At 60.7% G+C, this 13,394-nt stretch carries 10 protein-coding genes and 1 tRNA gene; 7 read left to right on the plus strand and 4 right to left on the minus strand.

Annotated features, from left to right (window positions below; translation table 11 throughout):
• Positions 1 to 59 precede the first annotated feature (59 nt).
• Positions 60 to 1,289, plus strand: coding sequence for a multifunctional CCA addition/repair protein (locus ACOZJV_RS32590; RefSeq protein WP_421549399.1), 1,230 nt, complete (start codon positions 60 to 62; stop codon positions 1,287 to 1,289).
• Positions 1,290 to 1,346: 57 nt separating this feature from the next.
• Here ACOZJV_RS32590 and folK read toward each other — a convergent pair whose 3' ends face one another.
• Positions 1,347 to 1,862, minus strand: coding sequence for a 2-amino-4-hydroxy-6-hydroxymethyldihydropteridine diphosphokinase (gene folK / locus ACOZJV_RS32595; RefSeq protein WP_078472870.1), 516 nt, complete (start codon positions 1,860 to 1,862; stop codon positions 1,347 to 1,349).
• Positions 1,853 to 2,206 (minus strand): dihydroneopterin aldolase, encoded by a 354-nt coding sequence (folB, locus tag ACOZJV_RS32600; RefSeq protein ID WP_020295457.1) that lies wholly within the window; start codon positions 2,204 to 2,206, stop codon positions 1,853 to 1,855. Before folB ends, folK begins: the two co-directional genes overlap by 10 nt.
• A 74-nt stretch (positions 2,207 to 2,280) precedes the next feature.
• Here folB and plsY point away from each other — a divergent pair, with 74 nt between their 5' ends.
• Positions 2,281 to 2,850, plus strand: a complete 570-nt coding sequence (gene plsY / locus ACOZJV_RS32605) for a glycerol-3-phosphate 1-O-acyltransferase PlsY (protein WP_421549400.1) — start codon at positions 2,281 to 2,283, stop codon at positions 2,848 to 2,850.
• A 52-nt stretch (positions 2,851 to 2,902) separates the two neighbouring features.
• On the opposite strand, the gene tsaD is transcribed toward plsY, so the two are convergent.
• Positions 2,903 to 3,928 (minus strand): tRNA (adenosine(37)-N6)-threonylcarbamoyltransferase complex transferase subunit TsaD, encoded by a 1,026-nt coding sequence (gene tsaD, locus ACOZJV_RS32610; protein WP_078472867.1) that lies wholly within the window; start codon positions 3,926 to 3,928, stop codon positions 2,903 to 2,905.
• Between the two features lie 200 nt (positions 3,929 to 4,128).
• Here tsaD and rpsU point away from each other — a divergent pair, with 200 nt between their 5' ends.
• The 5 genes from rpsU to ACOZJV_RS32635 all read left to right on the plus strand — a co-directional run bounded on the left by rpsU (position 4,129) and on the right by ACOZJV_RS32635 (position 12,669).
• Positions 4,129 to 4,344 (plus strand): 30S ribosomal protein S21, encoded by a 216-nt coding sequence (gene rpsU / locus ACOZJV_RS32615; protein ID WP_002551877.1) that lies wholly within the window; start codon positions 4,129 to 4,131, stop codon positions 4,342 to 4,344.
• Between the two features lie 487 nt (positions 4,345 to 4,831).
• A complete protein-coding gene (dnaG, locus tag ACOZJV_RS32620) occupies positions 4,832 to 6,799 on the plus strand; it encodes a DNA primase (RefSeq protein ID WP_201128280.1) in 1,968 nt (655 codons plus the stop codon).
• A gap of 67 nt (positions 6,800 to 6,866) precedes the next feature.
• Positions 6,867 to 8,714, plus strand: a complete 1,848-nt coding sequence (gene rpoD, locus ACOZJV_RS32625) for an RNA polymerase sigma factor RpoD (protein ID WP_078472865.1) — start codon at positions 6,867 to 6,869, stop codon at positions 8,712 to 8,714.
• A 119-nt stretch (positions 8,715 to 8,833) separates the two neighbouring features.
• Positions 8,834 to 12,577 (plus strand): EAL domain-containing protein, encoded by a 3,744-nt coding sequence (locus ACOZJV_RS32630; RefSeq protein WP_201128281.1) that lies wholly within the window; start codon positions 8,834 to 8,836, stop codon positions 12,575 to 12,577.
• Positions 12,578 to 12,592: 15 nt separating this feature from the next.
• Positions 12,593 to 12,669 (plus strand) — tRNA-Ile (locus tag ACOZJV_RS32635).
• Between the two features lie 133 nt (positions 12,670 to 12,802).
• Here ACOZJV_RS32635 and ACOZJV_RS32640 read toward each other — a convergent pair.
• Positions 12,803 to 13,354 carry a serine acetyltransferase gene (locus tag ACOZJV_RS32640; protein ID WP_421549401.1) on the minus strand — a complete coding sequence of 184 codons (552 nt, stop codon included), beginning with the start codon at positions 13,352 to 13,354 and terminating at the stop codon, positions 12,803 to 12,805.
• Between the last annotated feature and the right edge of the window lie 40 nt (positions 13,355 to 13,394).

Here is a 13,394-nt window from a genome sequence, read left to right on the forward strand (position 1 = left end):
GATCAGACCTCCGGAAGTTCGACGCAAGGGTTATCCTGTCGGGCTAACGGAGGTTTTTTATGCAGATTTACAAGGTCGGCGGCGCAGTGCGCGATCGCTTGCTCGGCCAGCCGGTCACTGATATCGACTGGGTGGTGGTAGGCGCAACAACCGAAGAAATGCTGGCCCAGGGCTTTCGCCCGGTCGGGGCCGACTTCCCGGTATTCCTGCACCCTAAAAGCGGCGAAGAGTATGCCCTCGCGCGCACCGAGCGCAAAAGCCGCCGAGGCTACGGCGGCTTTACCTTTCATGCCAGCCCCGAGGTCACTCTCGAAGAAGACCTGATCCGGCGAGACCTGACAATCAATGCCATGGCAGAGGATGCCCAGGGCGTGCTGACCGACCCCTATCATGGCCAACAGGATCTTGAAGCCCGCCTGCTCCGCCATGTTTCCTCCGCGTTCGCCGAAGATCCCCTCAGGGTATTGCGAGTTGCCCGCTTCGCTGCGCGCTATGCCGATCTGGGTTTCACCGTCGCGCCAGAGACTCTGGAACTGATGCGCCAACTGAGCGCCTCAGGCGAGCTGGAAGCCCTGACCGCCGAACGCAGCTGGAAGGAAATCTCCCGCGCCCTGATGGAAAACCAGCCTCAGGTATTTATCCAGGTGTTGCGCGATTGCAACGCCCTCAAGGTGCTGATGCCCGAGGTCGACGCCCTGTTCGGCGTTCCTCAGCCTGCAGCGCATCACCCGGAAATCGACACCGGCGTGCATACCTTGAGCGTGCTGCAACAGGCCGCGCAACATCAGCAGCCGCTGACGGTGCGCTGGGCCTGCCTGCTGCACGACCTGGGCAAAGGACTTACGGCGCAGGATGAGTGGCCGCAGCACATCGCCCATGAGCAAAAGGGGCTGGCGCCGATCAAGGCCATCAATGAACGCTTCAAGGTGCCGCGGGACTGCCAGGAACTGGCGCTATTGGTCGGCCAATATCACACCCATGGTCATCGCGCCCTTGAACTGCGGGCCTCGACTCTGCTGGAACTGCTGCAAAGCTTCGACATCTACCGCCGCCCGCAGCGCTTCGAGGAGTTTATCGCCGCCTGCGAGATGGACGCCCGAGGGCGCCTTGGCCTGGAATCACGCACCTACCCGCAGGCCGACTACCTGCGAGGCGCCGCCAATGCTGCACGCGCGGTCGCGGTACAACCGCTGCTGGAACAAGGGTTCAAGGGGCCAAAGCTGGGGGAAGCCCTGAGGCTGGAACGCCTCAAAGCACTGAAAGCCTACAAGGAACAACACGCCCCCTGAGCACAGGTCCGGCAGGCCTGCCCGTCAGCAGGTCCGCCACCGCCAAGCCAGGCGCGATCAGAGCCCCGGCGGCGTCAGCTGCACACCGCGCCACTCAAAGGCCACGGGCGCCAGCACCTGATTGATCTGCGACTCTCGCCAAAGCGTGCCCAAGCTCTGCCCGGCAACCGGATGCAGGCGCTCGGGCGCCATCAGCGACAACGGCCAGAGCACGAATGCATTTTTCAGGATTTCTGCACGGGGCAGGATCAGGCCATCGAAATTGCCAACCAGATCGCCATACAGCAGCACGTCTATATCCAGCGGCAGGCCTATGCGATCGGGGGCATAACGGCCGTTATCCGCCTCGATGAATTTCAAACGACGATCCAGCTCGTTCAACGGCAAATCCGTGAAGGCCGACACCACCAGGTTGAAAAACGGGCCACTCTTGATCCCCACCGGCTGGCTCTCGAACACCGCCGAGCAGCGCATGTCCTGCAGAAACGCGGCCAAGGCTTCGAGCCCGGCCTGCAAATGGGTTTCGCGCTCGATATTGCTGCCGAGCCCCAGAAAAACCTGAGTTAGCGACATCCGCGCTCGATCTCCACGCCAACACCGGTGGCGGCGGGAACTGCGCCGGGCTTGGTCAGCTTGAGGCGCAGCCAAGGAATATGAAACTCGCTCATCAACACCTCGGCCAGACGCTCGGCAAAGGTTTCGACCAGTTGGAACTGCGCCTGCTCGGCGAAGGCTTGAATGCGCGACGAGACGCTTGCGTAATCGAGCGCGAGGGTCAGATCATCACCTGCAGCTGCCGGGCGGTTATCCCAGGCAAAGCTCAGGTCCAGACGCAGGCACTGACGGATGCCGCGCTCCCAGTCATAGGCACCGATCACGGTGTCGACTTCCAGGCCTTCGATAAACACTCTGTCCAAGCACTCTTCTCCGCAGCACGACAAGGGCGCAATGCGCCGTTAGAATCAGGGCGTCCTCGCCCGGAATAGTTAGCATGTTTTGGTTACTGGCGTTCCTCGCCTACCTGCTCGGCTCTCTGTCCTTCGCCATTTTGCTCAGCCGCCTGACGGGTAATCCCGATCCGCGAATGAGTGGCTCGGGCAATGCCGGTGCCACCAACATGCTGCGTCTGGCCGGCAAGAAACTCGCCGTCCTGACCTTGCTCGGCGACCTGTGCAAAGGGCTCTTGCCCGTCCTGATCGCCGCCGTGGCAGGCCTTTCACTGCAACAACAAGCCTGGATCGGCCTGTGCGCCGTTCTCGGCCACTTGTTCCCGTTGTACTTTCGCTTCCGCGGCGGCAAAGGTGTCGCCACCGCCGCCGGCATGCTGCTCGGGCTTTACCCGCCAGCCGCCCTGCTGGCCATGGCCGCGTGGGTCCTGGCGTTCTACCTGACCCGCACCAGCTCGCTGGCCGCACTGATCGCCACGCCCCTGACCTTGCCGCTACTGGCCTGGCAGGAACCGGAAGCGCTACTGCCGATGAGCGTGCTCACGCTGCTGATCGTCTGGCGCCACCGGGGCAATTTACGCGACCTGTTTGCCGGGCGCGAACGGCATTTCTGAATCGTCCGGTGAAAACCGTTCAAGCTCGCTGACCAGAAACACCCCTAACGCCCTACAAGGGCGTCAGTTGCTCCATGGGCCAGCGCGCCTGCACGCTGATCGCCAAGCTTTCCTGCTGCCCGGCTTGCAAGCGCTGACAGCCGGCAAAAGCGATCATCGCGCCGTTATCGGTGCAAAACTCGGGGCGGGCGTAATACACATGGCCCTTCATATCCCCGAGCATTTTTTCCAGCGACACACGCAGGGCTTTGTTGGCGCTCACGCCGCCGGCGATCACCAGACGCTTGAAACCGGTCTGCTTCAACGCACGCTTGCACTTGATGGTCAAAGTTTCCACCACCGCCTGCTGGAACGCGAGCGCGATGTCGCAACGGGTTTGCTCGCCGTCGTCCCCAGCACTGACGCGTTGCTGCCAGGTATTGAGTGCCGAGGTTTTCAAGCCACTGAAGCTGAACTCCAGGCCCGGACGGTCGGTCATCGGCCGCGGAAAGACAAAGCGCCCGGCCACGCCCTGATTCGCCAGGCGAGCAATCTCCGGACCACCCGGATAATTGAGCCCCATCATCTTTGCCGTCTTGTCGAAAGCTTCGCCTGCGGCATCGTCCAGGGTCTCGCCCAGCAGTTCGTATTGGCCGATCCCATCGACCCGAACCAGCTGCGTATGCCCACCAGAAACCAACAAAGCGACGAACGGAAACTCCGGCGGCTGTTCTTCCAGCATCGGTGCCAGCAAATGGCCTTCCATGTGATGCACACCCAGGGCCGGAATGCCCCAGGCAAACGCCAGGGCCTGAGCACAGGAAGCCCCGACCAGCAAGGCTCCGACCAGTCCCGGGCCGGCGGTGTAGGCAATGGCGTCGATCTCGGTCGGCACGCAGTCGGCTTCCGCCAACACCTGGCGAATCAACGGCAGCATGCGTTTGACGTGATCACGCGAGGCCAGCTCCGGCACCACGCCGCCGTAGGCGCGATGCAGGTCGATCTGACTGAACAGTGCATCGGCCAAAAGCCCGCGTTCACTGTCGTAGAGCGCGACGCCGGTCTCGTCGCAGGAGGTTTCTAATCCCAGTACTAGCATGGGTTTGCGCCTTGTAGAGGCTAAATTCGAAGGCGCGCATAATAGTCGCCACTCCCGCGCCCGACCAGCGGTTTTCGATCAGAGGCTTTGCATTCCGAGCGATGAGGGGTTAACATCCGCAACCCTTAAAAACCGACGACCTCAGCCGTGATTTTTGCGACGAGAACGTTGACCCCGGTAATGAATGAAGGTAGCTCTGGATGCCAGCCGTCAAAGTTAAAGAGAACGAACCCTTCGACGTAGCTCTGCGTCGTTTCAAGCGCTCCTGCGAAAAAGCCGGTGTTCTGGCTGAAGTTCGTAGCCGCGAATTTTACGAGAAGCCGACTTCTGAGCGTAAGCGTAAAGCAGCAGCCGCTGTTAAGCGTCACGCCAAGAAAGTTCAGCGCGAACAGCGCCGCGCCGTTCGTCTGTACTAATACACAGACGTTCGCTGCAAGCTTCTGCCAAGCCCGGCCCTCAGCCGGGCTAATGGCATTTGCGGATATCGCTTGATGCTTCACTGTCAAAGCCGCCCATGCGACCGAGACAACCTGCTTCACCACGTCAGACCTGGCTTATCGCCAGCGGTGCACGTCTCTTCTGACGAGCCTTCCAAGGCTACTGACGAGCACACTTTTTCTGATTTCCTACAGACGATCAGCCCAAGGCGCCCTTCTCCAGCGCCCGCTTATGAGCTATCCGAGGCCTCCCACGGGCCGCAGTCGGACTCAGAGCAACATCTTCGAATAGTCGATTACTGATTGGAACTAACGTCAGTGAACCTTCGGCAGATACACTTCCCGACAGCGATCAAGCCGACGACAGATGGTCGAGCCGCACTGCGTTTGCGCCTCATGACGCCCCTGTTTCGACGCCTTCGCGCCGGTTCAATTCACGCTTGCGCGCAGTGATGACGAGAACGCCATGGCCGGGCTAATTCCCCAGAGCTTTATTGACGACCTTCTGAACCGCACCGACATCGTCGATGTTGTCAGCTCGCGCGTGCAAATGAAAAAAGCAGGCAAGAATTACACGGCCTGCTGCCCGTTCCACAAAGAAAAAACCCCGTCCTTCAGCGTCAGCCCCGACAAGCAGTTCTACTACTGCTTCGGCTGCGGCGCCGGCGGCAATGCCCTCGGCTTCATCATGGACCACGACAACCTGGACTTTCCCCAGGCTGTCGAAGAACTGGCCAAAGCCGCCGGCATGGAAATCCCCCGCGAGGAAAGCGGTCGGCCGCACAAACCGCGGCAACCGACTGACTCGCCGCTGTACCCGCTGCTCACCGCAGCCGCTGATTTTTATCGCCAGGCACTCAAAAGCCACCCCGCGCGCAAGGCTGCCGTCGACTACCTGAAAGGCCGCGGCCTGACCGGCGAGATCGCCCGCGATTTTGGCCTTGGTTTCGCCCCGCCCGGCTGGGACAACCTGTTCAAGCACCTGAGCAGCGACACCTTGCAGCAGAAGGCCATGATCGATGCCGGGCTGCTGATCGAAAACGCTGAAACCGGCAAGCGCTATGACCGCTTCCGCGACCGGGTAATGTTTCCGATCCGCGACAGCCGTGGCCGGATCATCGCCTTCGGCGGCCGAGTGCTGGGCGATGACAAACCGAAGTACCTGAACTCGCCGGAAACCCCGGTCTTCCACAAGGGACAGGAACTCTACGGCCTGTTCGAAGCCCGCAAGAACAACCGCAACCTTGACGAAATCATTGTCGTCGAGGGCTATATGGACGTGATTGCACTGGCCCAGCAGGGGTTGCGCAATGCCGTTGCCACCCTGGGCACCGCCACCAGCGAAGAACACCTCAAGCGTCTGTTTCGCGTGGTGCCGAGTGTTCTGTTCTGCTTCGACGGCGACCAGGCCGGGCGCAAGGCCGCCTGGCGCGCACTCGAAGCGGCGCTGCCGTGCCTGCAGGATGGGCGTCGTGCCCGCTTTCTGTTCCTGCCCGAAGGCGAAGATCCGGACACCCTGGTGCGCTCCGAGGGCACTGATGCCTTCCGCGCCCGCATCAATCAGCACGCCCAGCCGCTGGCCGATTATTTCTTCCAGCAGCTGATCGATGAAGCCGATCCGCGCTCGCTTGAAGGCAAGGCCCATATGGCCACCCTGGCGTCACCGTTGATCGACAAGGTTCCCGGGGCCAACCTGCGCACCCTGATGCGCCAGCGCCTCAGCGAAATCACCGGCCTCAACAACGAGGCCATGAGCCAATTGGTACATAGCGCGCCGCAAGAAGCGCCGCCTGCCTATGACGCCGGCATCAATTACGACGCCATGCCCGATTACGCCGATTACCACGAACCGCAGGAGGCCTATGCGCCCCAGCAGGAGTGGACGCCGAAGAAGAGTGGCGGCGGCAAGAAGTGGGAAAACAAGCCCTGGGACAAGAATGCCAAGGGCAAACGCCAGGGCGATCGCGACCAGCCTCGCGGCCCGCGCATCCCGGCCGCAGTCGAGCCGCCGACCCTTTCCGCCCTGCGTACGCTGCTGCATCACCCGCAACTGGCGGAAAAAGTTGAAGATGCCGGACATTTTGCCGATGACAACAACACCAACACTCAGTTGTTGGTGGCGCTGATCGAAGCCGTACAGAAAAATCCTAAGCTACGCTCTATACATCAACTCATGGCGCGCTGGCACGGCACCGAACAGGGTCGCCTGCTCAAGGCGCTGGCAGAAAAGGAGTGGTTGATTGACGGCGATAACCTTGAACAACAGTTTTTCGACACCATTAACAGTTTATCGGTGCGTCAACGCGAACGTGTTTTAGAGCAACTTCTAAGGAAATCGCGTCAAAGTGACTTGAGTGGCGAGGAGAAAGTCCAACTACTTGAGCTTTTAAGACGCAATGTTCCCGCATCAAGCCCGACCTCAACTGGCGCGTGAGGTCATAGCTCAGGTATAATCCTCGGCTTGTTTTTTGCCCGCCAAGACCTTCAGTGGATAGGGTGTTATGTCCGGAAAAGCGCAACAGCAGTCTCGTATCAAAGAGTTGATCACCCTGGGTCGTGAGCAGAAGTATCTGACTTACGCAGAGGTCAACGACCACCTGCCTGAGGATATTTCAGATCCAGAGCAGGTGGAAGACATCATCCGCATGATCAATGACATGGGGATCCCCGTACACGAGAGTGCTCCGGATGCGGACGCCCTTATGTTGGCCGACGCCGATACCGACGAAGCCGCAGCTGAAGAAGCTGCTGCCGCGTTGGCAGCGGTTGAGACCGACATTGGTCGCACTACTGACCCTGTGCGCATGTATATGCGTGAAATGGGTACGGTAGAGCTGCTCACACGTGAAGGCGAAATTGAAATCGCCAAGCGTATCGAAGAGGGTATCCGTGAAGTGATGGGCGCGATTGCGCACTTCCCTGGCACGGTTGATCACATTCTCTCCGAGTACACTCGCGTCACCACCGAAGGTGGCCGCCTGTCCGACGTCCTCAGTGGTTATATCGACCCGGACGACGGCATCGCGCCGCCTGCTGCAGAAGTGCCACCGCCTGTCGATGCCAAGGCCGCGAAAGCGGACGATGACACCGAAGAAGAGGACGCCGAAGCCAGTGACGACGAAGAAGAAACCGAAAGCGGTCCTGATCCGGTCATCGCTGCACAGCGCTTTGGCGCCGTGGCCGACCAGATGGAAATCACCCGCAAGGCGCTGAAAAAGCACGGCCGCGCAAACAAGCAGGCAATTGCCGAGATGTTGGCCCTGGCTGAGCTGTTCATGCCGATCAAACTGGTTCCGAAGCAATTCGAAGGCCTGGTCGAGCGTGTTCGTAGTGCCCTGGATCGTCTGCGTCAACAAGAGCGCGCGATCATGCAACTGTGCGTTCGTGATGCACGCATGCCGCGTGCCGACTTCCTGCGCCAGTTCCCGGGCAACGAAGTTGATGAAAGCTGGACCGACGCGCTGGCCAAAGGCAAAAGCAAATACGCCGAAGCCATTGGTCGCCTGCAGCCCGATATCATTCGCTGCCAGCAGAAGCTGACTGCGCTTGAGACCGAAACCGGTCTGACGATTGCCGAGATCAAGGACATCAACCGTCGCATGTCGATCGGTGAGGCCAAGGCCCGCCGCGCGAAGAAAGAGATGGTTGAAGCGAACTTGCGTCTGGTGATCTCCATCGCCAAGAAGTACACCAACCGTGGCCTGCAATTCCTCGATCTGATCCAGGAAGGCAACATCGGCTTGATGAAGGCTGTGGACAAGTTCGAATACCGTCGCGGCTACAAGTTCTCGACTTATGCCACCTGGTGGATCCGTCAGGCGATCACTCGCTCGATCGCCGACCAGGCCCGCACCATCCGTATTCCGGTGCACATGATCGAGACCATCAACAAGCTCAACCGTATTTCCCGGCAGATGCTGCAGGAAATGGGTCGTGAACCGACCCCGGAAGAGCTGGGCGAACGCATGGAAATGCCTGAGGACAAGATCCGCAAGGTATTGAAGATCGCTAAAGAGCCGATCTCCATGGAAACCCCGATCGGTGATGACGAAGACTCCCATCTGGGTGACTTCATCGAAGACTCGACCATGCAGTCGCCAATCGATGTCGCCACTGTTGAGAGCCTGAAAGAAGCGACTCGCGAAGTACTCTCCGGCCTCACTGCCCGTGAAGCCAAGGTCCTGCGCATGCGCTTCGGCATCGACATGAATACCGACCACACCCTCGAGGAAGTTGGTAAACAGTTCGACGTTACCCGTGAGCGGATTCGTCAGATCGAAGCCAAGGCGCTGCGCAAGCTGCGCCACCCGACGAGAAGCGAGCACCTGCGCTCCTTCCTCGACGAGTGATACCAAAACCCCCAGCCCTGCTGGGGGTTTTGCTTTACGCAGATTAAATTTCCCTCCCCCTCCCCGCCTCGCGTTGCCGTCTACACTCGACACATTCCCCGTGCCATAACGAGACGGTTATGCCCAGACTGCCGGCCGTGCTTCTGCTGTCGCTGCTCGCCTGGACCGCTACGGCTGGCGCGTTGACTCTCACCGATGAAGAGCGTGACTGGCTGGCGGCCCACCCCACATTGCGCCTGGGCGTCGACGCCTCCTGGCCGCCGTTTGAGTATCGCGACGAGGACGGGCGTTACCAGGGCCTGGCCGCTGACTACATCAGCCTGATCCAGAGCCGCCTGGAGATAAAACTCAACCCGATCGAACCGGTCAGCTGGACCGCCGTTCTCGAACAGGCGAAACAGGGCAAGCTGGACCTGCTGCCGGGGATCATGTCGACCCCGGAACGCCAGACTTACCTGGCCTTTACCCGGCCTTACCTCGACTTTCCCATCGTGATCCTCGCCCATGAGGGTGGCGCCCAGCCCCACAACCTCAGGGAGCTCTACGGCCTGAAGATCGCGGTGGTGGAAAATTATGCCCCCCATGAACTGCTGCGCACCCACCATCCAGACCTGAACCTGGTGGCCTTGCCCAATGTCAGCTCGGCCCTGCAGGCCCTCGCGACCGACCAGGTCGACGCTGTAGTCAGCGACCTCGCCTCGAGCATCTGGAGCCTGCGACAACTCAAGCTGGATGGGCTGTATGTCAGCGGAGAAACCCCCTACCGCTATCAACTGGCGATGGGCGCGCCACGGGATGAAAAGATCCTGATCGGCATTCTCGACAAGGTCCTGGCCGACCTCACCCCTGCGGAAATCAGCGTGATCCAGGAACACTGGGTGGGCAATGTGCTGGATCACCGTTCGTTCTGGTCAGACCTGCTGGTCTACGGCCTGCCCACTGTGCTGTTGTTGTTTGCGGTACTGGCGGTGGTGATCCGCATCAACCGCCGCCTGAGCTCTGAGATCTCCCGGCGCGTGGCCCTCGAGCAGCAACTGCGCAGCAGCGAGTACCACTACCGCGGCCTGGTGGAGAGCCTGTCGGCCATTGCCTGGGAAGCGCGGATCAGCGACTACACCTACAGCTACGTTTCGCCCCACGCTGAGGCGCTGTTGGGCTACCCGCTGTCCCATTGGCTGATTCCGGGGTTCTGGCGCAACATCATCCACCCCGCCGACCTGACCCGCGCCCAGACCTTCTGCGACCACGAAGTACTCGCCGGGCGTGATCACAGCCTCGACTACCGGGTCATCACCGCCGATGGCCGATGCCTGTGGGTACGGGACATTGTCAGTCTGATCGAGCATGGCCACGAACCGGTGATGCGCGGACTGATGATCGATATCAGCGAAGCCAAGCACACCGAGGAAGCCTTGCGCCTGTCCGAGCAGAAGTTCGCCTCGGTGTTCCAGCAATGCCCGGACATCCTGGTGATCGCGCGACTGTCGGACGGCTGCCTGCTGGAGGTCAACAAGGCCTTTGAGGAACAGATCGGCTTGCGGGCCGAACAGGTGCTCGGCCAGACCGCCTCCAACCTCAATATCTGGGGGATCCAGGGCGTCGGGCCGGGCCTGCTGCTGCGCCTGCAAGCCGGGAGTATCCGCAACCTGGAGATGCCCTTTCGCCGACACAACGGCCAGTTGTTCACCGGCCTGATTTCCGCCGAACCCTTCGACCTCGACACCACCCCGGCGCTGGTGGTGGTGGTGCGCGATATCAGTCGACTCAAGGAGACCCAGCAGTTGCTGCAGACCTCCGAGGAGAAGTTCGCCAAGGCCTTCCACGCCTCGCCTGACGGCTTGCTGTTGAGCCGCCAGCGCGATGGGCTGCTGATCGAGGTCAACGAAGGCTTCAGCCGCATCACCGGATTCAACAGCGCCATGTCCCTGGATCGCTCGACCCTGGACCTGGGCATCTGGGTCAACCTCAACGAGCGCAAACACATGCTCGACCTGCTGAACCGCGATGGCTACGTGCGGGATTTCAGCTGCCATATCCGGCGCAACGACGGTCAGATCCGTTTGTGCGAGCTGTCCAGCCGCCCCCTGCCCATCGGCAACGAAGACTGCATGCTGACCATCGCCCGCGATATCACCGAACGCCACGTGATGCAGGAAAAGCTCCAGCAAGCCGCCACCGTCTTCGAGAGCACCGCCGAAGGGGTGCTGATCACCGACACCCAGCAACACATCAGCGCGGTCAATCGGGCATTCACCGAGATCACCGGCTACAGCGAAGCCGAAGCCCTCGGCCACACGCCGCGCCTGCTGGCGTCCGGCCTGCACGACAGCGCCTTCTACGCCGCCATGTGGTACCAGTTGACGGCAGAAGGACACTGGCAGGGCGAGATCTCCAACCGGCGCAAGAACGGCGAGCTGTACCCCAGCTGGCTGACCATCAGTGCCGTGCGCAACAAGGAGCAATCGATCACCCATTTCGTTGCGGTGTTCGCCGACATCTCGAGCCTGAAGCACGCCCAGGCACGGCTCGATTACCAAGCCCACCATGACCCGCTGACCGGCCTGCCGAACCGCACCCTGTTCGAGAGCCGCTTGCTGACCGCGCTCAACGGCCAGCAGGAAAACGGCAGCCAGGGCGCGGTGCTGTTTCTCGACCTCGACCGTTTCAAGCACATCAACGACAGCCTCGGCCATCCGGTCGGCGATCTTTTGCTCAAGGGCATTGCCGTACGCCTCAAGGAGCAGTTGCGCGACATCGATACCGTGGCGCGCCTGGGGGGCGACGAGTTCATCATCCTCCTGCCCGGGCTGCAGCAAGCCAGCGATGCCGACCACATTGCCGGTAAACTCCTGAACTGCTTCAGCGCGCCCTTCCAGGCCGGGGAACATGAGTTCTTCATCAGCGCCAGCATCGGCACCAGCCTCTACCCCAAAGACGGCACCGACGTTGCCACATTGATCAAGAACGCCGACGCGGCGATGTATCGCTCCAAGGCCAAAGGCCGGAACCGGGTGGAAAGGTACACCCGCGACCTGACCGCCCAGGCCAGCGAGCGGGTCGCCCTGGAACACGAACTGCGCCGCGCCATCGAGCGCAACGAACTGTCTCTCTACTACCAGCCCAAGATCAGCCTTATCGATCAGGAACTGGTCGGCGCCGAGGCGTTAATCCGCTGGCGGCACCCGACGTTTGGCGATGTGCCTCCGGAGCACTTCATCCCGCTGGCCGAAGAAAACGGCATGATCCTGCAGATCGGCGATTGGGTGCTGGAGCAGGCCTGCCAGCAGATGTCGGCCTGGAACGAACGCTATGCGCCCTTCGGCCCGCTCTCGGTGAACCTGGCCGGCGCCCAGCTGCGCCAGCCCAACCTGCTGGGGCGCATCGAACAACTGCTCAAGGACAACCACCTGCGGCCAGGCTTCCTGCAGCTGGAGATCACCGAGAACTTCATCATGAGCCAGACCGAAGAAGCGCTGGAGGTGCTGCACCAACTCAAGCACCTGGGGGTCCAGTTGGCGATCGACGACTTCGGCACTGGTTATTCCTCACTCAGCTACCTCAAGCGCCTGCCCCTGGACTTCCTGAAAATCGACCAGTCGTTTGTCCGCGGCTTGCCGGACGACCCTCATGACGTAGCGATCGTGCGCGCCATCATCGCCCTGGGCCGCAGCATGCAATTCACGGTGATCGCCGAAGGCGTCGAAAGCCATGAGCAACAGGCATTTCTCGGCGCCGAAGGCTGCGAGCAGATCCAGGGCTACATCGTCAGCCTGCCGCTGTGCGCCGATGAGTTCGCCGCGACTTTTCTGCAGATGGGCGTTTCCGATTTTTCGGATAGCACAGCCGAGAATCCGTCGTTATAATCCGCCGCCTACTGAGGGCCTATAGCTCAGTTGGTTAGAGCAGAGGACTCATAATCCTTTGGTCCACGGTTCAAGTCCGTGTGGGCCCACCAAATAAAAAGCCGCGCATTGCGCGGCTTTCGTGTATCTGGACGTTACGTTTCAGCGTTCAAACGTGCTTCCAGTGAAGTTCGCGGAACACTCGGCACCCCGCTCCCCTGCCCACCTCAAAGGATGCCAACGCATTTACCGCGAAGGCCGGACCTGGCTCTTGCGCTCGTTGTAAAAGGTGCAATTGGCGGGGACGTCTTTGTTTACCAGGGACATCGCGCCGATCGTGGCGTTATCCCCCACCACCAGTTCGTCACCGATGATGCAGCTGTTAGCCCCGACGCTGACGTTGTCACCGATCCTCAGGTTGTAGTGATCGAGGCCGAGGGTCTTGATCCCGACCGTCGTATTTTGCCGGATAAAGAAATTCCGACCGATTTTTGCATGGCCGGAAATCACCACTCCGGGCAGATGCGCAATGCGCAGCCCCGGGCCGATGTCTGCGCCCAGATCAATATCGACCCCGTATTTGAGGTTGAGCTTTTGTTGCATCCGACGTGCACGCGCGGCCCAGAATCCGCCCCGTCGATGCAGGTACTGGGCAAGCCGGAAAGAGAACAGGAAGCGCAGTTTATTGTCTCTCCTGGCCCGCCGGAGAATGTTGGAGATCAGGCCGGTCCGGCTGCCCACTTTCTTCTTGTTGGATACTTCAACCCGCCAATACTCAAACAACTGGTCAAGAGTCACGCGTTCGGTCCTATGTGTTTCCGGGATTGATCATTTGAAC

The sequence above is a fragment of the Pseudomonas sp. QD4 genome, from assembly GCF_049199125.1.
Taxonomy (GTDB): Bacteria; Pseudomonadota; Gammaproteobacteria; order Pseudomonadales; family Pseudomonadaceae; genus Aquipseudomonas.